We start from the raw sequence: 23,711 nt of genomic DNA, 5'->3' as shown, positions 1-23,711 counted from the left end.
ACGTTTATATAACAGCGATGGAAGTGAGGTAGGGGTTTATGAGGGTTCATCCATCCCAAGTTGTCCCGGGCTGTATCATCACCAAAGATATCTTAGGGAAAACAAACCGCCCGTTAATTACTAAAAATACCGTTGTAAAAGATATACATAAACAAGTATTGCATCGATTCCTTATCCAGCAAATAGAAGTCGCTCCCAAACTTTCTTCTGGTGAGCCTTTTATGCCGGAAGCACCGGAAGAACCTGCACTAGAGACCACGACTGAAAAACAGATAGCTGAGCCTAAAACATTCATGGACCAATATCTGTATGCGGTCAAAGCTTATAAAAAGTGGTTCGCTGAATGGCAGGCAGGCGCTGCCATCAGTATAAATGCGGTACGTGAGGTTTTAGTGCCTTTATTGGAACAAATCAGGAAATCGAGAAAAGATATTTTTATGCTGCATCACTTTTCAACCAAAGACGATTATCTTTATCATCACGCTGTTTCTACCGCCTTGATTGCAGCATTCTTAGGAGAAAAATTAGGGATGAATCGTGGGGAATGGATTCAATTAGGGTTAGCCGGCCTGTTAAGTGATGCCGGCATGGCTAAATTGAGTAAACAAATTCTTTTGAAAGAAACCTCTTTGACAGAGAAAGAATACCAGGAAGTAAAAAAACATCCGACCTTTTCCTACAGAATGGTAGAAAATATTCCAGTGTTAAATAAAGCTGCGAAACTCGGTATCTTACAACATCATGAGCGTCTGGATGGCAGCGGCTATCCACTTGCTACGGAAAAAAAGAAAATTCACATGTTTGCCCGGGTGATTGCGGTCAGTGATATGTACCATGCAATGACCTCAGAACGCTTATACCGTAGTAAACAATCGCCCTTCCTGGTACTTGAATTGATGATGAAAGAGCAATTCGGGCGCTTCGACCATGCTGTAGTTCAGGCATTTGTCAAAAGTATGGCCAATTATACTACCGGCACAAAAGTGAAGCTATCTAATGAGCAAAGTGGAGAAATCGTTTTTGTTGACCCTGCCCATCCGACCAGACCTATGATACGTATCGATGATGGTGCAGATATTATCAACCTCAAGAACTTTAATGACATTTATATTAGTGAAATATACGATTAAGCTATGCCCGGACACAAATAGTTGTCCGGGTTATTTTTGTGCCAACAGCCAGTCCTGAACCATTCTTTCCGATTCTTCACTGGTGAGTACGATGAAGTGGGTAAGTAAAGCATAATCCGACGTATCGCGAATATGGTGCAAATCCATCCACCACTCCACCTCATAGCGACAAATCATACTGAGATTATAAAGCAGGATGTAATGAATCATCATTTCAGGCAGATGATCCAGCGTATCTCTCGCAAAGGAAGTGTAAAAGGCTTTTTGCTTACTGGAGTAATAGAAGGGTTGAGAAAAATAAGGAGTGAACGGCTGCTCCATCTCAATATGCAGCAAATGCTTTTCTTTTTTCCAGGAGACAACGGGAAATTTGGAAAAGCGCTGCTTCAATTTACGCTCGGTCAATTGATGATCAAAAAGCTGATTTAAAGGGAGGATAATTTTTGTATCACCCAAATTAGAGACTTTACATAATGGCTGTTTATTGCTCCATTGATAGATTTCCTGCATATCTGGCAGTAACTGCAGAAGATTTTCCATGCTTGCCTTGTCGCTTTGAAAAGGGGAGCAGTTAAAAAGATGCTCACATGCATAAGAAAATAACCCCTGGGGTTGAATTTTAACTTCATCCTGGGTAAAGGAGTAATTCTGTTTTTTGCGTTTTCTAGTAGTTAAACCATGAGCCAGAACTTTAGAGGAAGCAGGATAATCAGGATCTTTGACGAGAAGGCAGGCTTTTAATAAGTGACCAAGCCCATAAAATAGAAGCATAGGCTGGACAGTCAAAGGAGATGACTTTCCCGTAGCTAAAAAATTCCTCCCATGTTCAAGGAAATAGCAAAAACGTTCGCTGTTGCGGTAAGCTTTTGTCTTTGCCTCGATGATGCCCTGTTTCTCATAACAGTGAGTAAGATAATTTCGTGTGTTAGGAACAGCTTGCAGATAGGTCAAAAAAGACTGATTATTCTGTAACAAATCCCTTGCCTCCTCTCACTTCAGACTGGATAAAGTATCCATCAATTTACTGTTGAAAAAGCTAACATGTTGGCGTATTGTAATTAACAATAAGTAATTACCAACCACCACTACCACTAGCTTAACCCATTTTCACCCAAACTATTTTTACGGAAAAAAGGAGAGGATCGAGCATGCGTGAGGATAAGTTTGCCAAGGAAGGTTTGACATTTGATGATGTCTTGTTAGTACCGGCTAAATCAGAAATTTTGCCCAGGGATGTGTCCGTAGCAACGGAACTGTCACCGACATTGAAATTGAATGTTCCGGTCCTGAGTGCGGGAATGGATACAGTTACGGAGGCAAAAATGGCGATTGCGATGGCCCGTCACGGCGGACTTGGGGTCGTCCATAAAAATATGTCGATTGAAGCACAGGCAGAGCGTGTCGATCGGGTAAAACGATCAGAAAGCGGCGTCATTACCGATCCATTCTATCTGACACCGGAACACCAGGTTTTCGATGCAGAACACCTGATGGGAAAGTACCGTATCTCTGGTGTCCCGATTGTAGACAGTGAAGAAAGCCAGCGTTTAGTAGGTATCATTACTAATCGTGACCTTCGCTTCATTGATGACTACTCGATCGCTATTTCAGAAGTGATGACCCGTGAAGATCTGGTGACAGCACCGGTGGGAACTACCTTGGAAGAAGCCGGACGGATTTTGCAACAGTATAAGATTGAAAAGCTGCCGCTCGTTGATAGCGAGAACGTGCTTAAAGGTTTGATTACTATCAAAGATATTGAAAAAGTAATCGAATTCCCTCATGCAGCAAAGGATGAGCAGGGCAGGTTACTCGTGGCAGCTGCAGTCGGAGTGACAGCTGATGCAATGACCAGAGTGGACAAGCTGGTTGAAGCAGGTGTCGATGCTCTGGTAGTTGATACGGCACATGGTCATTCACGTGGTGTGTTGGAGCAAGTAGAGCGAATCAGGTCGAAACATTCGCATGTTAATATTATTGCAGGGAACGTTGCTACCGCGGAGGCAACCCGAGAGTTGATTGAAGCTGGAGCGAATGTGATCAAAGTGGGCATTGGTCCTGGTTCCATTTGTACTACTCGTGTAGTAGCAGGGGTAGGTGTACCACAGATTACTGCGGTTTATGATTGTGCAGAAGAAGCTCACAAACATAATGTCTCGGTCATTGCGGATGGAGGAATAAAGTATTCTGGAGATATCGTAAAGGCACTGGCAGCAGGTGCACATGCGGTCATGATCGGCAGTATGTTCGCCGGCGTTTCTGAAAGTCCTGGGGAAACAGAGATTTTCCAGGGCCGTCAATTCAAAGTCTATCGAGGCATGGGCAGTGTCGGTGCAATGGAAGCTGGATCCAAAGACCGCTATTTCCAGGATTCCGAAGAGAAGAAGAAGCTTGTGCCAGAAGGTATCGAAGGCCGCGTGCCATATAAAGGACCTTTGGCGGATACGCTGCATCAGCTTGTAGGGGGACTTCGTTCTGGCATGGGTTACTGCGGAACGGCTGATTTGCCGACACTTCGTGAGGAAGGTAAGTTTATCCGCATCACTGGTGCAGGATTACGGGAAAGTCATCCTCATGACGTACAAATTACAAAAGAATCCCCTAACTACTCCATTTAACCTAGATAATTTTTCGTAGACAGGGACTTTTCCCTGTCTATTTTTTTGATTCCTCCTGTGATAAAATAACAAAGATGCATAATTTATACCGTGGAGGTCGAGTAAGTTGAAACAAAAGTTTAAAACATCATGGCTGGTAGTGATGGCAGCAATGATAACCTTAATTGGGTTTGTACAACCTGGCACTACATACGCTCAAATCGATATTGAGGCGGAGTCTGCTATTCTAGTAGACGGAAACAGCGGGCAAGTCCTATTTGAAAAAGAAGCGGATTTGGCTTTGCCACCAGCCAGTATGACAAAAATGATGACAGAATACCTGGTATTCGAAGCGATAGAAGAAGGCGACATTACGTGGGAGACAACTACCCGCATCAGTGATTATCCATACAGTATTTCTGCTGATTCTACTTTCTCAGGAGTAGGTTTGAAGCAGAATAAAGATTATACAGTCCGTGAACTGTATGAAGCGATGGCTATCAATTCTGATAACGCGACAACCATCGCCCTGGCAGAACTAATTGCCGGTTCTGAAGGCGAGTTCGTAAAAATGATGAATAAAAAAGCTGAAGAAATGGGATTGAAAGACTATCAGTTTGTCAACTCTACTGGTCTTCCTAATAGTAGTTTAGGAGATAACACTCCGGAAGGAACGGATCCGGATGACAAAAACTTGATGTCAGCACGAGCCGCAGCCTTACTGGCTTATCATTTAGTCAGTGATTACCCGGAAGCTCTGGAAATTTCAAGTATTACGGAAACAGAATTTGATGGACAGCAAATTCATAACTGGAACTGGATGCTCCCTAATATGCCTGGATATCTTTCTCAATACGGGTATAAAGGCATGGATGGAATGAAAACAGGCTATACCGACCTTGCTGGCTATTGCTTTACTGGTACAGCGGAACGGGATAATAGCCGTTTGATTTCGGTAGTAATGAAAACAGACAGTGAAGAAGCGAGATTTGAAGAAACCCGGCGCTTACTTGATTATGGCTTCCAACAGTTTGAACAACAAGAATTATACCCGGCTGGTCATCAAAAAGATGACAAAGCAGATCTTCCGGTAGCTAAAGGGAAAGAAAAGCAGGTAGGAATTGAAACAGGCGAAGCAGTACAAGCTATGATAAAAAACGGTGAAGAAGATAAGTATAAATTGAACTATATTATTTCTGAAGATAAATTGAACGATGAAGGTAAGCTGACCGCCCCAGTTGAAAAGGGAGAGCAAGTCGGTACTGTCGAGCTCGTTTACAGTGGTGAAAACTCTTATGGAAACATTCTTGATGGACAGCAGGATGACAAAAGCATTCCTTTAGTAGCAACAGGTGCAGTTGAAAAAGCGAACTGGTTCATGCTGACACTTGGAGCTATCGGTGACTTTTTCGGTGATATTTTCAATAGCGCAGTAGATACCGTCAAAGGCTGGTTCTGATTTGTGCCACCTGTGTAGGCAATTGTGTGGAGTTACGTTATAATAATTAAATAGTCCTTTGAATTAAACTTTTTGTTGAAGTTAATTATATATGCTAGAAATGGGAGGAAGATGATTATGTCTAAAGTAGGTACTGATTTAGTAAAACGCGGGATGGCTGAGATGCAAAAAGGTGGCGTCATCATGGATGTCGTCAACGCAGAACAGGCTAAAATTGCAGAAGAAGCAGGTGCTGTTGCAGTAATGGCACTTGAACGTGTTCCATCTGACATCCGTGCAGCAGGCGGAGTCGCCCGTATGGCTGACCCGACTATCACGGAGGAAGTCTTGAATGCTGTATCTATTCCGGTAATGGCTAAAGCTCGTATCGGCCATATTGTTGAAGCCCGAGTACTGGAATCCATGGGTGTCGACTATATCGATGAAAGTGAAGTGTTGACTCCAGCAGATGATATTTATCATATCAATAAAAGAGATTTCACCGTGCCTTTCGTTTGTGGATGCCGTGATCTCGGCGAAGCAACCCGTCGTATCGGAGAAGGTGCTTCCATGCTTCGTACAAAAGGGGAGCCAGGAACAGGGAACGTTGTTGAAGCGGTAAACCATATCCGTAAAGTACAATCTCAAATTCGCCAGCTACGTGCGTTGTCTGAAGACGAAGTAATGGTATTTGCTAAAGAAAATGGAGCGCCATTCGAAATTTTAATGCAAATTCGTGAAGAAGGACGCCTTCCAGTCGTAAACTTTGCAGCAGGCGGAGTTGCAACTCCTTCTGATGCAGCTTTGATGATGCAATTAGGAGCAGACGGCGTATTTGTCGGCTCTGGTATCTTCAAATCTGACAACCCTGCAAAATTCGCTCGTGCGATTGTTGAAGCGACCACTCATTATGATGACTATAAATTGATTGGCGAACTTTCTAAAGATTTAGGTACAGCGATGGCTGGTATTGAAATGTCCACATTGACTCCAGCAGACCGCATGGCCGACCGCAGCGAATAAAAAGGAGACATGCAGCATGATTAAAATCGGTGTATTAGGACTTCAAGGAGCATTCCGTGAACATGTCCGCTCTGTTGAAGCTTCTGGTGCTGAAGGCATCATTGTAAAGCGTGTAGAACAACTGGACGATTTGGACGGTTTAATTATCCCGGGCGGAGAAAGCACAACGATGCGCCGCCTGATTGATAAATATGGCTTTCTCGAGCCTTTGCGTCAGTTTGGAAAGCAAGGGAAACCGATTTTCGGCACTTGTGCGGGAATGATTTTGCTTGCTTCTGAAATCGCAGGTACAGATAAGGTCCATCTTGGATTGATGGATATCAAAGTGGAACGTAATGCATTCGGCCGTCAGCGGGAGAGCTTTGAAGCCGATTTAGACATGAAGGGGATAGCAGAAGGGTACAATGCCGTTTTCATCCGTGCTCCTTACATTCTGGAAGTAGGAGCGGGCGTTGATGTCCTGGCCACTTATAACGATAAAGTAGTCTTGGCACAGCAAGGTCATTTACTGGCTTGTGCTTTCCATCCCGAGTTGACGGATGACCATCGTTTGACTGCTCATTTCGTCGAGATGGTCGAAGAATCCAAAAAAACACTTGCATCCTAAGATGAAATTCGCTATTCTTTATAAACAACAAATCTATTTCCAAAGCGATGACAGGAACTAGTAGCAAGAACCCTTTTCTTAAGAGAGTCAGTGGTGGCTGAGAACTGATGTGAAGGGCTTGTGAATCCATCCTTGAGCTGATTTGCTGAAACGATCAGTAAGCAAATCCGGTGATTCACCGTTACAGAAGATGAGCCGGGAGGCATGTTTGCCTCCAATCAGGGTGGTATCGCGGGAATACAAGCTCTCGTCCCTATATTTATAGGGATGAGAGCTTTTTTAATTGATAAAACTAATGAAATGAGGAGGAAACTGCCATGTTGGACATGAAATACTTACGCAGCAATTTTGAGGAAGTAAAAAGCAAGCTGAAAAATCGTGGGGAAGATTTATCTGATCTTGATAAGTTTGGTGATCTGGACAGCCGTCGGCGTGAGTTGATTTCAGAAACGGAAGAACTAAAAGCGAAACGTAATGAAGTTTCTAAAGAAATCTCTGTGTTGAAGCGTGAAAAGAAAGATGCCGATCCCATGATCAAAGAAATGAGGGAAGTCGGAGACCGTATCAAGGAACTCGATAATGAACTGAAAGATGTGGAAGAACAGTTGGAAACGATGCTATTGTCCATCCCGAACATTCCGCATGAGAGCGTGCCGGTCGGAGAAGATGAAGATGACAATATCGAAGCACGTAAATGGGGAGATATGCCGGATTTCGACTTCGAAGCCAAGCCACATTGGGATCTTGCCACCGAGCTTGATATCCTTGATTTCGAACGTGCTTCTAAGACAACAGGAAGCCGGTTCGTATTTTATAAAGGTTTGGGCGCACGGCTCGAGCGTGCGTTACTCAACTTCATGATGGATCTACATGCTGATGAACATGGCTACGAGGAGATGCTGCCACCATATATGGTCAACCGTACAGCAATGACTGGGACCGGCCAGCTGCCTAAATTCGAAGAAGATGCATTCCGTATCGCTGACTGGGATTACTTCCTTGTACCTACGGCAGAAGTACCAGTGACGAATTACCATCGGGAAGAAATTCTGGATGCAGAAGACCTGCCTAAAAAATATGTAGCATTCAGTGCTTCTTTCCGTTCTGAGGCAGGATCTGCCGGTCGTGATACACGTGGTTTGATCCGTCAGCATCAATTCAATAAAGTGGAACTTGTCCAGTTCTGTAAACCAGAAGAGTCTTATGATGTTTTGGAAGATCTCACAGCCAATGCAGAAAAAGTACTGCAGTTATTGAAGCTGCCATACCGTGTCATGAGCATGTGTACAGGCGATCTTGGTTTCACAGCGGCTAAAAAATATGATATCGAAGTTTGGCTGCCAAGCTATAACACCTATCGTGAAATCAGCTCTTGCTCTAACTTTGAAGACTTCCAGGCTCGCCGTGCAGGAATCCGTTTCCGACGTGATGCGAAAGGAAAACCGGAATTCGTTCATACCCTGAATGGCTCCGGACTGGCAATCGGGCGGACTGTTTCAGCTATTTTAGAAAATTACCAGCAGGAAGACGGAACAATTGTCGTTCCTGAAGTACTACGTCCATATATGGGCGGCAAAGAAGTCATTAAATAAAGTTACAGAACGAGCCTGAGATTGTTTCAGGCTCGTTTTTAATAACAAGAAGGGCCGCTTGTATGTGGAGGACAGACTCTCTTCTGCGAGTTGTTTCCTTGCCTGTTTCTTTTTTAAAAAATAGCTTTCATCGTTTAATTATCACAAAATTTAATCTTTTGGCTTTTGCGTTGACAGTAGGATGAGGGGCATGATATATTTTTATTTGTTGGACAAGACGGAGGAGTACCCAAGTCCGGCTGAAGGGAGCGGTCTTGAAAACCGCCAGGGGGTTTACGCCCCGCGGGGGTTCGAATCCCTCCTCCTCCGCCATTTTTTACAAACAAAGCGCATAAAATTTGGAGATTATATAAAAAGTCGTTGCCCCCAGGGCAGCGGCTTTTTTCTTTCTTCTTTCAGGAAAAAATTGGCTTATAGCCACTTCCTTCCTCGGCGAAAGCCTAAATGTTTCTTACACTTTAATACTTTAAAAAATTAAATTTTCTTAAAGTACAAAAAAAGAAAGCCCTCAAGGGGCTTTCTCCAGGTTTATTTTGTCAGTAAACGGCTGGACCGCCATTTGCGTGACTGATTGATGAAATGGCCGATCTTCTCTAATACAGGCTCGATGCTGTTTTCATCATTGATAACATCGTAGTCTGCGATATTCAAACGTAGTATCGGGCAGGAATTGAAGTTATCAATCCAATTTTCATAACGCTGGAACATTTCTTCCCAGTAAGAAACCGGTGTCTGCTGTTCCATCGGGCGGCCACGGTCCTGGATACGCTCTAAAATATCTTCAAACGAACCTTCCAAATAAATTAAAAGGTCTGGATGAGGGAAGTAAGGCGTCATCACCATGGCATCAAATAGATTGGTGTATGTTTCATAATCGGTTTCAGACATTGTCCCTTTTTCATAATGCATACGGGCGAAAATACCTGTATCTTCATAGATCGACCGGTCCTGGATGAACCCGCCGCCATATTCGAAAATCTTTTTCTGCTCTTTGAAACGTTCGGCCAGAAAATAGATTTGCAGATGGAAGCTCCAACGTTCAAAGTCATAATAAAATTTATCTAAATAAGGGTTTGTTTCCACTTTTTCTAATGAAGTACGGAAATTCAAAGCGTTAGCCAGTGCATTGGTCATCGTCGATTTTCCGACACCGACAGTGCCGGCGATTGTGATGACACTATCATGAGGGATGCCGTGACGTTCTCTTGCGTTCATGTAATAACTTCTCCTTTATATAGGTGATGTTCGACCTGGTCGAGAATATAGCGAAGATCATCCTGATGTTTGACGAAGTCCAGTTTGTCACCATCGATGCGAATGACTGGAATCTCGGGATGGGTCATTTCAAAATGATTCATGAAATCTTCATAATCGCGGGACAGCTGTTCCAGGTAGGAAGGCTGAATATTAGCTTCCACCCCACGGTTACGCATACGAATGCGCTCAAGAAGTGTATCAAGGCTCGCATCAAGATAAACCATCATGTTTGGACGTGGCATATCGTGGGTCAAAATATCATAAATTTGAGTGTACTTTTCAAACTTTTGACTCGGCAAGGTACGACGTGCAAAAATCATATTTTTGGTGATATGGTAATCAGCCACAACGGGCTTGTTACGTTGTAAGTATTTGGTTTCTATATCTTCTAGCTGTTTGAACCGGTTGCATAGAAAAAACATTTCCGTTTGAAAACTCCACTCTTCAATGTCATCATAAAACTTTCCTAAGAATGGATTCTCCTCTACGATTTCCTGTAATAAATGAAAATCAAAATGGGAGGCGATTTTTTTAGACAGCGATGTTTTTCCTACTCCGATTGGCCCTTCCACAGCAACAAAAGGCAGTTGTCCCATCTCTTCTCCTCCTTACCCAACAATAAGAGACATAATTCGATACGTTCAGACAGACAGCTTATATTTTACCACACAAATGGCAGGAATGGACAGTTATTGACGGAATTAAAGAGCATGAAATCTTTTCAAATGACGAGATCTTTTGTATAATATACTTTGTGTTTGAAAAACATCATGCCCCCGTAGCTCAGGGGATAGAGCATCGGTTTCCTAAACCGTGTGCCGCAGGTTCGAATCCTGCCGGGGGCGTCTCTACAGAAAAAGCGCCGCATTCAACTTTGAATGCGGCGCTTTTTGCATAGTATCGTTTTTTCATCGATGTGTGTATGCGATAAGGATGACTGGTTCATTGGTATAGGCCTTCAGTTTTTGTTCCAGGTCCTGGACCTCTCTTAACATTTGTTCATTAAGGATTGCAGTATTATATTCTTCCATTCCTCTCAATTGCTCTTCCAGCATCGTTTAACCCTCTTTTCTCAGTGAAGTTGCACTTAGGTTATGCAATGAGCTGGAAAGTACACATCCCTCATCAGCTGGCACTGAATTTCTCTTGCGACAGCTCTGCAGGATCCTGTTCTTTCTGTTTTCGGTAAATCGTTGCAATAATCGGACCGGAAATATTATGCCAAACACTGAAGATTGCACTAGGCACGGCAGCTAACGGACTAAAATGAGCGGCTGCAAGTGTGGCCCCAAGTCCGGAGTTTTGCATGCCGACTTCAATAGAGACAGCACGTTGTTTCGCAGGCTCCATTCCTAACATTTTTCCAAGTCCGAGACCAATCAAATAACCGAGCACATTATGCAGGACGACGATTGCAAAGATAAGTGCTCCTGTAGTTGCTATTTGCTGCTGATTAGCACCGACAACTGCGGCAACAATTGCCACGATGGCAATAACGGAAATCAGTGGAAATGCTTTTACTCCGCTTTCAACCTTATTGCCGAGTAAAGCTTTGACAATAATGCCAAGAATAATTGGGATTAAAACGATTTTTACAATGGACATAAATAGAGCTCCAGGAGAAACAGGCAGCCATCTGCTGGCGAACAGTAATACCAATAATGGTGTGAAAATTGGTGCAAGCAGGGTTGAAACAGATGTGATGGCGACAGAAAGCGCCGTATCTCCTTTTGATAAAAAGGTCATTACATTCGAAGAAGTACCTCCCGGACAGCAACCGACGAGAATGACTCCGGCAGCTACCTGAGGCGAAACTGGTAGAGCCAGAGCAAGGATGAATGCTAAAACCGGCATGATCAAGAATTGTGCTCCTACGCCTATGGCGACGTCCTTAGGCCGCTTGAAGACCTCTTTGAAATCTTTCATGGAAAGCGTCAACCCCATACCAAACATGATGATACCTAACAATGGCATGATGTATGGGACTATCCAGGTGAAAGCTGGCGGATAAAGAAAAGATACGATTGCAAATAGTATCACCCAGACAGCGAACGTACTCCCCATAAAACTACTGATTTTTTCTAAAGTTTTCAATGCGCTCACTTCCTTCTGATAAATTAATTTTTGATTATACCTTATAATCTGAAAAATCTAAACCTTTTTAAATAAATAATTTAAAGCGTTAATGCTTTTTCTGATAAAAGCTATAGAATAAAGGTTTTCCATATTTCTTTTGGACATGTTCTGCTGCGAAAAATCATACCTATAAGTAAGCTCAAAAAAAATACAACTTCATACGGACACAGCTTTTTAAAGAAGTGAGGTGATTGGGAGTAATGAAGAGCGCATTATCTGGTATCAAAGTGCTCGATCTGTCGAGAGTACTGGCGGGACCCTATTGTACGATGATCCTTGGTGACCTGGGGGCGGAGGTTGTTAAAGTAGAAGCTCCAGGAGGCAGTGATGAAACAAGGAAGTGGGGACCTCCTTTCCAGGAGGGTGTCAGCGCCTATTATTTATGTACGAATCGCAATAAGAAATCGATCACAATTAATTTGAAAAGTGAAGAAGGAAAACAACAGATCATGGACTTAGTCCGTGATTTTGATGTGGTCATCCATAACTTCAAAGTGGGGACGATGGAGCGGCTGGGACTAGGATACGATGCTTTAAAAGATATAAATCCCAGACTTGTCTATTGTGGTATCACGGGTTTCGGAGAGACAGGCCCCTATAAAGACCTGCCAGGCTATGATTTTATCATCCAGGCGATGAGTGGATTGATGAATATTACAGGGGATGAAACGTCAGGACCTCAAAAAGTGGGTATAGCTATTACCGATGTGCTGACCGGACTTTATGCCTGTATCGGGATACAAGCTGCTTTATTAGAAAGAAACCAGTCCGGGAGTGGGCAAAAAGTCGATCTCGCCTTATATGACACAGCCGTCAGTTCCCTGGTCAATATCGCGAGTAATTACCTGATGTCCGGAAAAATACCAAAGCGTTTAGGTAATAATCATGCCAATATTGTTCCTTACCAAACTTTCCGGACGGCAGATGGTGAAATGGTAGTGGCAGTGGGGAATGACCGTCAATTTCAACGATTATGCGATCTGTTAGAACTGTCTGAAATAGCTATGGATGATCGTTTTTCCACTAACCCGGCTCGTGTTGAAAATCGGGAAGAACTGAGAAATATCTTACAAGCAGCCTTCCATAAACAGCCATCCTTCTATTGGAAAAGGCAGCTGGATAAAGCCCTCATACCATGCGGTCCAATACAAAACTTAAAGGTGTTATCTAATGATCCCCAATTAGCTGCCAGGGAGATGTTTTTTTCTATGCAGCATCCCAAAGCCGGGGAGATAAAACTGGTCGGGAGTCCATTAAAGCTGTCCAGGACGCCTGTCTCCTATCGGTATCATCCCCCTGAAGCAGGCGAGCACCAACAGGAATTTTTTAATGGTGGGGAGTAAATAAAGAAACTGGAGGATAAACGAATGAATTTTGACTTTACGGAAGAGCAGCAATTATTACGTAAAATGACACGTCAGTTCGTGGATAAGGAAATCATGCCGTATATGCAGAAGTGGGACGAACAAGGTCGTTTCGATTCTGCCGTTTTAACCCAATTGGCGGACTTAGGGTTGATGGGTGTCTGTATTCCAGAAGTCTATGGGGGCAGTGGGATGGACTATAATTCTCTCGCTATTGTCTGTGAAGAATTAGAAAGAGGGGATACTGCTTTCCGTACCGCCGTATCGGTCCATATCGGCTTGAATAGTCTAACTTTACTGCAATGGGGAACCGAAGCGCAAAAACAAAAGTACCTTGTTCCACAAGCAAAAGGCGAAAAAATAGGAGCATTCGGCCTGACAGAACCAGGTGCAGGGTCTGATGTAGCGGCACTGCAAACAACCGCTGTCAATAAGGGCGATCATTATGTATTGAATGGGCAAAAAACATGGATATCGCTATGCGATACAGCCGATCACTTTATTGTCTTTGCCTATACCGATAAAAGTAAAAAGCATCACGGCATATCGGCTTTTATTGTTGAACGCAGCACCCCGGGATTTTCATCGAAAGCTACAAAAGGAAAACTTGGGATACGTGCAGGCAATACAGGAGAGCTTTTCTTTGAGGATATGAAGATTCCTGCTGAAAACTTGCTTGGAAAAGAAGGAGACGGGTTTAAAATAGCCATGGCTGCATTAGATAATGGCCGTTTTACAGTCGCGGCCGGAGCCTGTGGTTTGATCATGGCCTGCATGGAGGCCAGTGTCGATTATTGTCATGAACGAAAAACGTTTGGCCATGAAATTGGAAAACATCAATTGGTACAACAAATGATTGCCAATATGGAAGCAGGCCTCCAGATGAGCCGGCTTCTTGTTTACCGGGCCGGTGAGTTGAAAAATCAAGGGAAGCGCAATACAAGGGAAACGTCACTTGCCAAATGGCAAGCCTGTGATTTTGCCAATAAAGCTGCGGATGATGCGGTTCAAGTTCACGGTGCTTATGGTTATTCGAATGAATATCCAGTCGAACGTCATCTGCGAAATTCGAAAGCACCGGTCATCTATGAAGGAACCAGGGAAATCCATACGATCATGCAAGCCCAATATGTACTTGGTTATCGGAAGGATAAGCCTTTGGATCATATGCTGCCAGCATGGCCTTATGAACCTGATGAACAATAGGAGGTTTTGGATTGATTACTTTTAATAACTATATTCCTAGTATTTATATCAATGGAAGGTGGAAGAGCGCTTCTTCACGGAAAAAAACACCGGTACGTAATCCGGCTACCTGGGATATCCTTACCCATGTATCTTATGGTGATGAAGTTGATACGAAGAATGCTATTGAAGCTGCCAGTGAAGCCAAGGAAGGATGGGCCTCACTATCACCCAGAAAACGCTCCAGCATTCTATACCGGGCCTATCAATTGATGGAAGAAAGTGCGGATCGCATAGCGGCAGTCCTTACAATGGAACAAGGAAAGCCATTGCGGGAAGCGAAGGGAGAAATCAAATCAGCTGCCAGTTTCCTATTATGGTATGCAGAAGAAGCGAATCGCCTATATGGAGAATGGATTCCATCCTCCATAGAATCGAAACGACTGTCTGTCATCCCACAGCCTGTTGGAGTTGTGGGTGCTATCACCCCATGGAATTTTCCGGCATCGATGATCACGCGAAAAGTTGCTCCTGCTTTGGCAGCGGGCTGCTCCGTTGTATTGAAGCCGGCTTCTGAAACACCATTGACAGCAATCGAGATCGTTAAAATTCTGGAGAAAGCAGGAGTGCCCGATGGTGTAGTTAATCTGGTGACCGGCAACTCTGCCAAAATAGGTGATGCTTTATTGCACCATGAAGCTGTCCGGTTGATAACATTCACCGGCTCTACTGAAGTAGGAAAACATTTAATGCGTGAAAGTGCCGACCAGGTGAAAAAGTTGTCTCTGGAGCTTGGCGGGCATGCCCCGATCATTATTTTTGCTGACGCTGACCTGGAAAAGGCGGCTGAAATGACGTTGGCGAGCAAGTTCCGGAATAGTGGACAGACATGCATTTGCGCGAACCGGGTTTATGTGGAAGACAAAATCTGGGAGGATTTTAAAAAGGTACTGGTCGAAAAGGTCGAAGCAATGAGGCTTGGCGACGGTCTGGGCGACGATATTGATATGGGACCATTGATCAATGAAGGAGCTACCGAAAAAGTACACGAGCAAGTAAATGATGCGGTGTCAAAAGGGGCGGAGATCGCTTGTGGCGGCAACATTTGGGAAGGCACAGGCAAAGGCCATTATTATTTGCCAACCGTTCTTTCTGATGTCAGAAACGATATGCTGGTCATGAAAGAAGAAACTTTCGGACCGATATTGCCGCTCCAGGCATTTACAAGTGAAGAAGAAGCCATTACAGCTGCCAATGACAGCGAATATGGCCTGGCTGCTTACTTTTTCACGAAAAATCTGGATAGATCTGTCCGGGTCGCTGAAAAGTTGGACTATGGGATCATCGGCATTAATGATGTATTTCCTGCCGTAGCAGAAGCCCCTTTTGGTGGTATCAAACAATCGGGCATAGGTAAAGAGGGTGGGCACCATGGCATCCATGAATACGTAGAGTTGAAATATATATCGATGGGAATTGAAAACTGACAGCTGGAAAACCTCCGGATATTAAAAACTAACCGGAGGTTTTTTGTTTACTTACCAAAAGGGATATCTAGTAAACTCAAGGATGTTAGTTAAAAAAATGTATGATATACAGTTTTTTTGTCGAATAAAATGATAAGATCGCCATTTAGCAAGCGTGGTCTGTCAAAAAAATGTTGTTAATTCTGTGAAATTGACTCTGAGATTTAACACAGCACCAACTTAAAAAGCAGCCGAACCACCCTTTAAGGTGATAGGCTGCTTTTTAACATTGTATTATTCTGAGTCTTCCACATGCACCTTTTCCATTATGTTCACACCACGTTTTGCCATCTCATCTATATAAATATTTCCCGGGACGATTTGTTCCGGAGGATAGACCCCACGCTTTTCAATAATACCTTTTCCAAGCATTTGAGCGACAACAGATATTGAATTAGCTGTAGCACGAGCCATTGCAGTTACATTATTTTTCCGGTCCTTGAACGTCGTCATTTCATAAGAGTAAGTAGTGGATCGGCCATTTTTATCACCAGAAACAAGTACACGTAAAAGAACGGCGTCATCTTTATCTTTCAAGTCGACTATTGGATCCAATACTTTTAATAGAACTTCTCTTGGGCTGACATCATTGCCGTTGACATCGACATAGTAATCATTCTTTGTCAGATTTAAATCTACCAGCAGACCGAATTTTTCTGCATGCCCAGGGTAACGGATGGTTTTGTATTCTAAAGTATCTAAGTATGGATAAGAATAAGATAAAGTTGATGTACCTCCTGCCGTATGGAAGGCTTCTAACGGTCCAAATTTTTCAAAATAGATTCTTTCGATTTCTGATAAAGATGGGATTTCCTGTTTCATGCCATTACGAATAATCAAAGCAGGGTCGGTATAGTGATCGAAGACACCTTCCATCGAAAACACATGATTATATTCAAATGGAGGCTCAGCTTGGACAGGAATACCTCCGACATATAGCTTGATTGATTTGGCCTGATCCAGTTTGCTTACTCCATATCCCGACAAAATATTTATCATGCCTGGCGCTACGCCTAAGTCCGGGATTAAGGTTACTCCAGCAGCTTTTGCCTGATCTTTCAGCTGTAATACTCGGTCCGTCATATGGCCGATATGGCCTCCTAAATCGACAGAATGGACACCGGCTTCAATCGCTTTTTTTGCTACAATTTCATTAAAAGAATAAAAAAGTGCATTAATTACCACGTCATAATCACGAATGAAATTCCCAAGTTCTGTTTCATTACTGGCGTCAAGCTGGGCAGCTCCCAGTATTGGACTGTTCAATTGTCTGCATGCCTGCTTTGATTTCTGATAGTCGACATCAGCAAGCGCTACTTTGGTGACGCCCGGACTTTGAACTAAGTCACGGGCAGCTTCCTTTCCCATCAAACCAGAACCTAATACAGCTACTTTCATTTAAAAACCTCCTTCACATGCTAGAAAAATCCCCTATGCTTCTGTGTCGATCTGCGCACGCTGTAATTTTCCGCTGAAATCGACATAGACGCTTTTCCATTCTGTGAATACATCAAGTGCCGCTAATCCTGAATCGCGGTGACCGTTTCCGGTTCCTTTTGTTCCACCGAATGGAAGATGGATTTCAGCACCAATTGTTCCTGCGTTGACGTAGACGATCCCTGTATCTAAATCGCGCTGTGCTGCGAATACCTGGTTGACGTTCTGAGTGAAAATAGAGCTAGATAATCCGTAGCTTACTTCATTATTGATTTCAATGGCTTCTTCTAAGCTATCTACTTCAATCAAGGATACGACAGGGCCAAAAATTTCCTCTTTGGCAATTCGCATCGTTCGATCCACATCGGAAAATAGGGTAGGAGCGTAATAATAGCCATTATTGTCTTTTTCGTCATGGAGCGTATACCCGCCAGCCAGCAGCATCGCTCCTTCTTGTCTTCCGATTTGTACATAGCGGTCGATTTTCTCCAATGCTCCCTGATTGATGATGGGGCCGACCTTGATTGATTCATCCAGACCATTCCCGATCGTAAGTTTTTCCATTTCTGTCAGAAGCCGCTCTGTTAGTTCCTCTTTCACATCTTTATGGACAATCACCCGGCTGCATGCGGTACAACGTTGCCCGCTAGTTCCGAAAGCACTCCATAAGATCCCTTCGACAGCTAACGACAAATCAGCATCATCCATAACGATGACCGCATTTTTCCCACCCATCTCCAAAGAGACCTTTTTCAGTTTCATCCCGCATTTTCCAGCGATATTACGACCGGTTTCATTCGATCCGGTAAAAGAAATGACACGAATATCATCATCCGCTACCATCGCTTCTCCAACATCCGATCCAGAACCAAATACGACATTCAATACACCATTCGGCAAGCCGGCTTCTTCAAAGATCTTGGCTAGCTCATAGGCCATGATTGGTGTTTCGGTAGCTGGTTTCCAGATGACCGCATTTCCCGCTACAATCGCCGGGAATGATTTCCACGTCGCGATGGCAATTGGAAAATTCCAGGGTGTGATGATGCCGACAACTCCTACAGGAGACCGGACGCTCATCGCGAATTTGTTTTTAAGTTCGGATGGGGTAGTTTGTCCAAATAGGCGCCGTCCTTCGCCAGCCATATAAAAGGCCATATCGATGCCTTCCTGGACTTCACCGCGTGCTTCTTCCAGGACCTTACCATTTTCCATCGTCAAAAGTTTAGCCAGGTGTTCTTTTCTTTCTTTCATCATGCTTCCAACGCGGTATAATAGCTCTGCTCGTTGTGGTGCAGGTACCAGCGCCCAGCTTTTTTGTGCTTTTTTAGCCGATTTAACTGCAGCTTTTACATCATTATCCGAAGATAATGGCACTTTTGTAATCGTTTGTCCTGTCGCCGGGTTCACAACAGCCGTATAATTGTTCCTGTCCGGAAGCACCCATTCTCCATCAATATAATTGACCAGCTTCTTTTCGATATCGACCATGATCGACACCCTCCCTATAAAAATTATCTGGTTTAGTGTTTTCGTAAATCTTCGATTGTCCGCTTAGCTGAAATTTGATTCTGATCCATCGGCACTTCAATGACAGTAGGGCGGTCATTTTTAACTGTCTTACTTAAGACATATTTAAAATCTTCGAGACTATTCACAAAAAAACCATCGGCTTCCATACTTTTGGCTATCTGGGCAAATTGCACGGATCCTAAATCAGTTCCAGATACTCGCCGGGGAAAGTGGATTTCCTGATGCATCCGAATTGTGCCATACATCCGGTTGTTGAACACAATACTGATGATGGGGATGTTATAACGTACAGCCGTTTCCAGTTCCTGTATCGTCATCATGAAACCGCCATCTCCTGATAACGAAACGACCGTTTTTTCGGGGCAAGCCAGCTTGACACCTAATGCTGCTGGCATGCCATACCCCATTGCACCGGAAGTCGGTCCGACATAGGTTTGTTTGTGCTTGAATTGATAGTAGGAGTGGAGCCAGCCTGCGAAGTTTCCGGCATCATTCGTGATGACCGTATTCGCGGGCAATAGCTCCTGCATACAGGAAATTACCTGATTGTTCGTGATCGTGGTGCTGTGATCTATTTTCATTTGAGAAGCAGCTTCATAGCACTGTCTTCGTTCCTGTATCCAGTCTCTCCAGCCTGTATCCGTTTTTTGTTGTTGTAATAAAGTATCCAAAGCTTCCTTCAAGTCAGCTACAATACCAAGATCAGGAGCAAATGATTTACCTAGAACAGAAGGTGTAATATCGATGTGAATCAATGTCTGAGCAGGTGAAATAATGGAATAATCCTGTGTCGTCACTTCAGATAGACGCGTTCCCAATGCCATGATGACATCTGCTTGTCTGACCGTATCCAGAACTTTAGGGTTTGTCCCTAAACCGAGATGACCTACATACAAAGGGTGGTCATTGGGAAATACATCCTGTCTGCGAAAAGCAGATAAGACAGGAAGCTGGTTTTTTTCAGCAAATGCCAGCAGTTTTTCTTCTGCTCCCGCATGTTTTACTCCTCCTCCTGCGATGATCAGCGGCTTTTTAGACTGCTGAAAGCTTTCCATAAAGGTATCGATTTCTTTCGGAGAAGGAGCTGGTGCCGGTTTTATGACAGGAGGCCCGAACTGCATGTTTTGCTTTGTTCGCAGCATATCTTCCGGGAGAGACACCACCACAGGGCCGGGCCTCCCCGTTTGAGCAATTCGGAAAGCACGCTGGATCAGTTCAGGTACCCGCTCAACATGAGTAATTTCAACAGCCCATTTGGTGATAGGCTGAAAGAAATGGACAAGGTCGACTTCCTGAAAACCTTCTCTTCCCAGGAATTTGCTGTCTACTTGTCCTAAAAACACAACCATGGGGGTGGAATCCTGGTAAGCAGTATGCACACCTATAGATAAATTGGCTGCACCGACTCCACGTGTCGCCATCACGACCCCTGGCTTGCCACTGGCTTTGGCATATCCCTCCGCCATGAAGGAAGCGCCGCCTTCATGGCGTGCGGAAATCAAATCCATGCTCGGCTCTTCATAAATCTCATCTAACACGGGCAGATAACTTTCACCAGGTACACAAAACACCTTGGTGATTCCTTCAATTTTTAAACAGGTGACAACCCCTTTGGCACCAGTCATCAAAGCTGATTGGTTTGATGATTTCATGAATCAACTCTCCTTGGAATTCCATACTTTCATTCGCTCGGCTGCTTCCTGCAGCCGTTTCGTATCCACAGATAACGAAATTCGGAAATAATTATCTCCTGAAGGCCCGAAGGCGATTCCAGGTGTAACGATGACTCCTGCTTCTTCCAGTACCTTTTCTGCAAAGCTGGCAGAGGTGAAGCCCTCTGGCACTGGTGCCCAAATAAAGAATGTCCCTCTTGGTTTGGACACCTCAATTCCAATACTTCGTAACGCATCCAGCATAATTATCATTCGTTCTTCATAAATAGCGACATTCTCTTTTACAGCGGAAAAATCACTGCGCAGTGCAGTCGCTCCAGCTTTTTGAATCGGCAGGAACTGACTGGTGTCGGTATTGCTTTTTACAATGGATAGAGCCTTGACTAACTCTTTGTTACCGACTACATAGCCGATTCGCCAGCCTGTCATATTAAAACTTTTTGATAAGGACCCGAATTCTACTGCTACCTCTTTGGCTCCGCGGCTTTGCAGTACACTCGGTGCCTGATAACCACCGAAGGTCACAGCGCTGTAAGCCGCATCATGTAGTAAGGCCAGTTTATGTTTCCTGGCAAAATCGATCGCCTGGTCAAATGTCGACACATCAGCAGTGGCTGCTGTCGGGTTGCTGGGGTAGTTCAAAAACATGACAGAGGCAGCATCCCAAACTTCAGCTGGAACCTTATGGAATTCAGGCTGGTAGCCATTATTAGCATTAAGAGGCAGATAAGCAGTTTTCCCGCCTGCTAAATGGACGGCAGAACGATAAACAGGGTAGCCGGGGTCTGGAATAAGGGCTGTGTCCCCTGGATTCAATACTGTCATGGCCATATGGGCAATGCCTTCTTTTGAACCAATTAATGCAAGTACCTCTGTGTCAGGGTCCAGCTCGACATGATAGGTGTTTTTATAAAAATCTGCGACGGCTTGCCGGAATTCTTTGCACCCATTGTAGGAGGAGTAGATATGGTTGTCCGGTTTCTGCACCTCAGCAACCAGCCTGTTGATAATGAAAGAAGGGGTCGGCAAGTCTGGAGCACCGATACCTAAATCAATCACATCAACTCCTCTGGCTTCCAGCTCCTTTTTCTTTTGTTGGAAGATAGAGAACAAATATGGAGGTAAACTAGTGACACGATCAGCTATTGGCGGCAAATCATCCTCCCCTTTGACAATCAAATATAGTTCATTATATGAGTGAGCATGTCCGATTTATGTTTGAAAGTGGGAGATAGTAGCTGAATGGTAAAATTGGCAATAATTTTATAATGAATGATTACTAGAGGCGTGTTAGATTGTAGTGGATGAATTTTGAAGGAGGTTTTGATATGACGATCAAGAAAATGATTATTTCATCCCTGACGGCCATTATGGCTTTGACTGCAGCAATTCCTGCAAATGCCGCAAGTGGCGAGGGTCATACCGTCAAAGAAGGAGAGTCTCTATATAAAATTGGAACTAAATATGGAGTTTCCGTTGTTGATATCAAAGAAGCGAATGGAAAAGAAAATAACAATATAAACCCAGGTGAGCAGTTGACGATTCCTGTCACTGTGACTGACGCAGAAAAAGATGTACTTGCCAGGTTAGTAGAAGCTGAAGCAAAAGGTGAATCTTACGGAGGAAAAGTGGCTGTCGCTGCCGTGGTATTGAACCGGGTCGATAGTAATGAATTCCCTGATACGATTACCGATGTCATCTATGACGGCTATCAGTTCTCACCAGTATTGAATGGTACAATTAACGAACCAGCCAGTGAGGAATCTAAACAAGCGGTCAATGAAGCAATCGCTCATCACGGTCTTGGATATGGATCGCTGTATTTCTTCAATCCGGATAAAGCAAGCAATGAATATTTGAATCAGCGTGAAGTAACAAACGTTATCGGAAACCACGTTTTTGCACGATAAAATTTTAAACAAAAAGGCTGCCGCACAGGAAAATCAACCTGTGCGGCAGCTTTTTTTATTTTGGCTTATTTGATCGGAACGGTTTGGCATGCGAGGCGATAACCATGTTCCAGTTCTGATTCAATTTGTTCATGTTCCTTTGGAGTAGGTTTATTGACACTTTCTTGCCCATTGAGGAGTTCGACCTTGCAGCGCGTACAATTCCCTTTTTGGCATTTATAATCCAAAGGGACTTGTTGTTCAAACGCTGTGGCTAGCAATGATTTTCCTTTGACTGGTTCAATCGAATAAGCTTCTCCATTTTGTTTAACTTGAATCGTCTCCATGGTGCATTCTCCCCTTTGTCGTATTTCTGGATTGTGTAAATGTCTAATGTATATTGTATGGTTTCCTATCTTTCGACACAAGTCTTCATTTATTTATCCCTCAGAAATTCCAGCATTTATTAGGGCATAAGTTGCTGCCATTCTTTTTACTCTCCCATCATAAATAAGCAAAAATAGGTAAACATAATTGATACGTTCATGTAAAAAATAACCTTTGTAAAAAAGTAAGGAGAGAGAAAAATGACAGTTATCAGCGATGTGAAACAAACTGTTGCCGGCTTGAAAAGTGCGCAGGCGAATTTTGAAACATTCGCGCTTGGAACAGAGAATCAGCAGGCAAAACAACTGTATCAGCAGGCAGCTCAACAAACACAGGCAATCATAGACAGTGTCGAGCCCCGTGTAAAAGAAATTGAACAAGAAGAACCTCAATACAAACAACAATAATGGAAGCAGAATAAGGTTAGCGGACTGCTAACCTTATTCTGCAAACAGCCGTTTTTGAGGGGTGAAATGACTATGAAAAATATACTGGCCGTATTACTTATTACTATATTTATTACCGGATGTCAGGCTGGCGGCAATGGTGGGCAAGGAGAAAATAACGAACTGCCTTTGCAGATATCTAATAAAGCCGAATTAAATCAGCAAATTTCTGATCAGGCAGATCAGGCACTGCGAAATGAGAACAACCTGACTGATGTTCAGGCAGTTAATGATGAGAAAAAATTGTTGATCGCTGCCCAGGTTCCTCATAATGAACGTTTCCAATTGAAAAAGATCGAGAAAGAACTGACCAGACAGGCAGAAGAGCAGTTTTCCGATTATAATGTCACGATTTCCCTCGATAAAAAAATCCATCTGGAAGTGATGAAGCTGAAAAAGCGGCTGGCAGAAGGGAAAGTCGACAAGAAAAAATTGTCGAACGAGATAGAAAGGCTCATTAAGCTATCCAAAGAAAAAACTTAAAGTAGGTG

General features: G+C 43.6%; 22 protein-coding genes, 2 tRNA genes and 1 other annotated feature. Of the genes, 14 read left to right on the top strand and 10 right to left on the bottom strand.

All coding sequences use genetic code 11. From position 1 onward, the window contains the following. The first annotated feature begins 38 nt into the window (after nt 1-38). Nucleotides 39-1,130: an HD-GYP domain-containing protein gene (locus ACGTN9_RS00330; RefSeq protein ID WP_499589415.1), complete on the top strand. Its 1,092-nt coding sequence runs from the start codon at nt 39-41 to the stop codon at nt 1,128-1,130. Between the two features lie 30 nt (nt 1,131-1,160). Here the strand turns inward: ACGTN9_RS00330 and ACGTN9_RS00325 are convergent, their stop codons facing one another. Next, nucleotides 1,161-2,105, bottom strand: a complete 945-nt coding sequence (locus ACGTN9_RS00325) for a YaaC family protein (RefSeq protein ID WP_499589413.1) — start codon at nt 2,103-2,105, stop codon at nt 1,161-1,163. A 173-nt stretch (nt 2,106-2,278) separates the two neighbouring features. On the opposite strand from ACGTN9_RS00325, the gene guaB reads away from it, so the two are divergent. The 6 genes from guaB (at nt 2,279) to ACGTN9_RS00295 (ending at nt 8,699) form a co-directional block, all read left to right on the top strand. Next, a complete protein-coding gene (guaB, locus tag ACGTN9_RS00320) occupies nt 2,279-3,748 on the top strand; it encodes an IMP dehydrogenase (protein WP_499589411.1) in 1,470 nt (489 codons plus the stop codon). A 106-nt stretch (nt 3,749-3,854) separates the two neighbouring features. After that, complete coding sequence (locus ACGTN9_RS00315; protein ID WP_499589409.1) at nt 3,855-5,186, top strand: D-alanyl-D-alanine carboxypeptidase family protein; 1,332 nt, start codon at nt 3,855-3,857, stop codon at nt 5,184-5,186. Between the two features lie 117 nt (nt 5,187-5,303). Beyond that, a complete protein-coding gene (pdxS, locus tag ACGTN9_RS00310; protein WP_176791298.1) occupies nt 5,304-6,188 on the top strand; it encodes a pyridoxal 5'-phosphate synthase lyase subunit PdxS in 885 nt (294 codons plus the stop codon). Between the two features lie 16 nt (nt 6,189-6,204). Continuing rightward, nucleotides 6,205-6,795 carry a pyridoxal 5'-phosphate synthase glutaminase subunit PdxT gene (gene pdxT, locus ACGTN9_RS00305; RefSeq protein WP_499589407.1) on the top strand — a complete coding sequence of 197 codons (591 nt, stop codon included), beginning with the start codon at nt 6,205-6,207 and terminating at the stop codon, nt 6,793-6,795. A 38-nt stretch (nt 6,796-6,833) separates the two neighbouring features. Further along, nucleotides 6,834-7,053: a binding site (T-box leader), on the top strand. A gap of 59 nt (nt 7,054-7,112) precedes the next feature. Next, a complete protein-coding gene (gene serS, locus ACGTN9_RS00300) occupies nt 7,113-8,387 on the top strand; it encodes a serine--tRNA ligase (protein ID WP_499589405.1) in 1,275 nt (424 codons plus the stop codon). A gap of 219 nt (nt 8,388-8,606) precedes the next feature. Beyond that, nucleotides 8,607-8,699: transfer RNA gene (locus tag ACGTN9_RS00295), tRNA-Ser, on the top strand. A gap of 216 nt (nt 8,700-8,915) precedes the next feature. Here the strand turns inward: ACGTN9_RS00295 and ACGTN9_RS00290 are convergent. Together ACGTN9_RS00290 and ACGTN9_RS00285 are read right to left on the bottom strand one after the other, a co-directional pair. Continuing rightward, complete coding sequence (locus ACGTN9_RS00290) at nt 8,916-9,602, bottom strand: deoxynucleoside kinase (protein WP_499589403.1); 687 nt, start codon at nt 9,600-9,602, stop codon at nt 8,916-8,918. Further along, complete coding sequence (locus ACGTN9_RS00285; RefSeq protein ID WP_499589401.1) at nt 9,599-10,240, bottom strand: deoxynucleoside kinase; 642 nt, start codon at nt 10,238-10,240, stop codon at nt 9,599-9,601. The genes ACGTN9_RS00290 and ACGTN9_RS00285 overlap by 4 nt, the downstream gene beginning before the upstream one ends. 176 nt (nt 10,241-10,416) lie before the next feature. On the opposite strand from ACGTN9_RS00285, the gene ACGTN9_RS00280 reads away from it, so the two are divergent. Continuing rightward, a tRNA-Arg gene (locus ACGTN9_RS00280) sits at nt 10,417-10,489 on the top strand. A 63-nt stretch (nt 10,490-10,552) separates the two neighbouring features. On the opposite strand, the gene ACGTN9_RS00275 is transcribed toward ACGTN9_RS00280, so the two are convergent. Both ACGTN9_RS00275 and ACGTN9_RS00270 read right to left on the bottom strand, forming a co-directional pair. Beyond that, nucleotides 10,553-10,699 carry a hypothetical protein gene (locus tag ACGTN9_RS00275; protein WP_176791295.1) on the bottom strand — a complete coding sequence of 49 codons (147 nt, stop codon included), beginning with the start codon at nt 10,697-10,699 and terminating at the stop codon, nt 10,553-10,555. 70 nt (nt 10,700-10,769) lie between these two features. Further along, entirely contained in the window at nt 10,770-11,738 is a 969-nt protein-coding gene (locus ACGTN9_RS00270) for a bile acid:sodium symporter family protein (RefSeq protein ID WP_499589398.1), read from the bottom strand. A 242-nt stretch (nt 11,739-11,980) separates the two neighbouring features. Between ACGTN9_RS00270 and ACGTN9_RS00265 the strand changes: the two genes are divergently transcribed. Genes ACGTN9_RS00265 through ACGTN9_RS00255 form a run of 3 tightly spaced genes read left to right on the top strand, consistent with a single transcriptional unit; the run spans nt 11,981 to nt 15,816 of the window. Then, nucleotides 11,981-13,123: a CaiB/BaiF CoA transferase family protein gene (locus ACGTN9_RS00265; protein ID WP_499589396.1), complete on the top strand. Its 1,143-nt coding sequence runs from the start codon at nt 11,981-11,983 to the stop codon at nt 13,121-13,123. A 24-nt stretch (nt 13,124-13,147) separates the two neighbouring features. Beyond that, nucleotides 13,148-14,350 (top strand): acyl-CoA dehydrogenase family protein, encoded by a 1,203-nt coding sequence (locus ACGTN9_RS00260; RefSeq protein ID WP_499589394.1) that lies wholly within the window; start codon nt 13,148-13,150, stop codon nt 14,348-14,350. Between the two features lie 11 nt (nt 14,351-14,361). Further along, nucleotides 14,362-15,816 (top strand): NAD-dependent succinate-semialdehyde dehydrogenase, encoded by a 1,455-nt coding sequence (locus tag ACGTN9_RS00255; protein WP_499589392.1) that lies wholly within the window; start codon nt 14,362-14,364, stop codon nt 15,814-15,816. A 273-nt stretch (nt 15,817-16,089) separates the two neighbouring features. On the opposite strand, the gene ACGTN9_RS00250 is transcribed toward ACGTN9_RS00255, so the two are convergent. The 4 genes from ACGTN9_RS00250 to ACGTN9_RS00235 are packed head-to-tail and all read right to left on the bottom strand — an operon-like array spanning nt 16,090 to nt 21,653. Continuing rightward, the gene (locus tag ACGTN9_RS00250; protein ID WP_499589390.1) at nt 16,090-17,253 is read right to left on the bottom strand and encodes a saccharopine dehydrogenase family protein; all 1,164 of its coding nucleotides are present in this window, start codon (nt 17,251-17,253) and stop codon (nt 16,090-16,092) included. A gap of 33 nt (nt 17,254-17,286) precedes the next feature. Then, nucleotides 17,287-18,783 (bottom strand): aldehyde dehydrogenase family protein, encoded by a 1,497-nt coding sequence (locus ACGTN9_RS00245; protein ID WP_499589388.1) that lies wholly within the window; start codon nt 18,781-18,783, stop codon nt 17,287-17,289. Between the two features lie 32 nt (nt 18,784-18,815). Then, nucleotides 18,816-20,477: a thiamine pyrophosphate-dependent enzyme gene (locus ACGTN9_RS00240; RefSeq protein WP_499589386.1), complete on the bottom strand. Its 1,662-nt coding sequence runs from the start codon at nt 20,475-20,477 to the stop codon at nt 18,816-18,818. 3 nt (nt 20,478-20,480) lie between these two features. Beyond that, nucleotides 20,481-21,653: an LL-diaminopimelate aminotransferase gene (locus ACGTN9_RS00235; protein ID WP_499589384.1), complete on the bottom strand. Its 1,173-nt coding sequence runs from the start codon at nt 21,651-21,653 to the stop codon at nt 20,481-20,483. 173 nt (nt 21,654-21,826) lie between these two features. Between ACGTN9_RS00235 and ACGTN9_RS00230 the strand changes: the two genes are divergently transcribed. After that, nucleotides 21,827-22,408 carry a cell wall hydrolase gene (locus ACGTN9_RS00230; RefSeq protein WP_499589382.1) on the top strand — a complete coding sequence of 194 codons (582 nt, stop codon included), beginning with the start codon at nt 21,827-21,829 and terminating at the stop codon, nt 22,406-22,408. Nucleotides 22,409-22,473: 65 nt separating this feature from the next. Here the strand turns inward: ACGTN9_RS00230 and ACGTN9_RS00225 are convergent, their stop codons facing one another. Then, a complete protein-coding gene (locus tag ACGTN9_RS00225; RefSeq protein WP_499589380.1) occupies nt 22,474-22,734 on the bottom strand; it encodes a 2Fe-2S iron-sulfur cluster-binding protein in 261 nt (86 codons plus the stop codon). 240 nt (nt 22,735-22,974) lie between these two features. Between ACGTN9_RS00225 and ACGTN9_RS00220 the strand changes: the two genes are divergently transcribed. Continuing rightward, complete coding sequence (locus ACGTN9_RS00220; protein WP_499589378.1) at nt 22,975-23,181, top strand: DUF1657 domain-containing protein; 207 nt, start codon at nt 22,975-22,977, stop codon at nt 23,179-23,181. 72 nt (nt 23,182-23,253) lie between these two features. After that, complete coding sequence (locus ACGTN9_RS00215) at nt 23,254-23,703, top strand: YhcN/YlaJ family sporulation lipoprotein (protein WP_499589376.1); 450 nt, start codon at nt 23,254-23,256, stop codon at nt 23,701-23,703. The last annotated feature ends 8 nt before the right edge of the window (nt 23,704-23,711 follow it).

This window comes from Halobacillus sp. B23F22_5 (assembly GCF_043497085.1).
Taxonomy (GTDB): domain Bacteria; phylum Bacillota; class Bacilli; order Bacillales; family Halobacillaceae; genus Thalassobacillus.
This window is presented reverse-complemented; position numbering and strand designations above follow the sequence as displayed.

What these genes read in the sequence shown, in the direction of transcription:
- ACGTN9_RS00290 (WP_499589403.1), bottom strand. Translation starts at nt 9,602, where the DNA reads ATGAACGCAAGAGAACGTCACGGCATCCCTCATGATAGTGTCATCACA.
- guaB (WP_499589411.1), top strand. Translation starts at nt 2,279, where the DNA reads ATGCGTGAGGATAAGTTTGCCAAGGAAGGTTTGACATTTGATGATGTC.
- ACGTN9_RS00215 (WP_499589376.1), top strand. Translation starts at nt 23,254, where the DNA reads ATGAAAAATATACTGGCCGTATTACTTATTACTATATTTATTACCGGA.
- ACGTN9_RS00245 (WP_499589388.1), bottom strand. Translation starts at nt 18,783, where the DNA reads ATGGTCGATATCGAAAAGAAGCTGGTCAATTATATTGATGGAGAATGG.
- ACGTN9_RS00230 (WP_499589382.1), top strand. Translation starts at nt 21,827, where the DNA reads ATGACGATCAAGAAAATGATTATTTCATCCCTGACGGCCATTATGGCT.
- ACGTN9_RS00260 (WP_499589394.1), top strand. Translation starts at nt 13,148, where the DNA reads ATGAATTTTGACTTTACGGAAGAGCAGCAATTATTACGTAAAATGACA.
- serS (WP_499589405.1), top strand. Translation starts at nt 7,113, where the DNA reads ATGTTGGACATGAAATACTTACGCAGCAATTTTGAGGAAGTAAAAAGC.
- pdxT (WP_499589407.1), top strand. Translation starts at nt 6,205, where the DNA reads ATGATTAAAATCGGTGTATTAGGACTTCAAGGAGCATTCCGTGAACAT.
- ACGTN9_RS00265 (WP_499589396.1), top strand. Translation starts at nt 11,981, where the DNA reads ATGAAGAGCGCATTATCTGGTATCAAAGTGCTCGATCTGTCGAGAGTA.
- ACGTN9_RS00225 (WP_499589380.1), bottom strand. Translation starts at nt 22,734, where the DNA reads ATGGAGACGATTCAAGTTAAACAAAATGGAGAAGCTTATTCGATTGAA.
- ACGTN9_RS00240 (WP_499589386.1), bottom strand. Translation starts at nt 20,477, where the DNA reads ATGAAATCATCAAACCAATCAGCTTTGATGACTGGTGCCAAAGGGGTT.
- ACGTN9_RS00330 (WP_499589415.1), top strand. Translation starts at nt 39, where the DNA reads ATGAGGGTTCATCCATCCCAAGTTGTCCCGGGCTGTATCATCACCAAA.
- ACGTN9_RS00285 (WP_499589401.1), bottom strand. Translation starts at nt 10,240, where the DNA reads ATGGGACAACTGCCTTTTGTTGCTGTGGAAGGGCCAATCGGAGTAGGA.
- pdxS (WP_176791298.1), top strand. Translation starts at nt 5,304, where the DNA reads ATGTCTAAAGTAGGTACTGATTTAGTAAAACGCGGGATGGCTGAGATG.
- ACGTN9_RS00220 (WP_499589378.1), top strand. Translation starts at nt 22,975, where the DNA reads ATGACAGTTATCAGCGATGTGAAACAAACTGTTGCCGGCTTGAAAAGT.
- ACGTN9_RS00250 (WP_499589390.1), bottom strand. Translation starts at nt 17,253, where the DNA reads ATGAAAGTAGCTGTATTAGGTTCTGGTTTGATGGGAAAGGAAGCTGCC.
- ACGTN9_RS00275 (WP_176791295.1), bottom strand. Translation starts at nt 10,699, where the DNA reads ATGCTGGAAGAGCAATTGAGAGGAATGGAAGAATATAATACTGCAATC.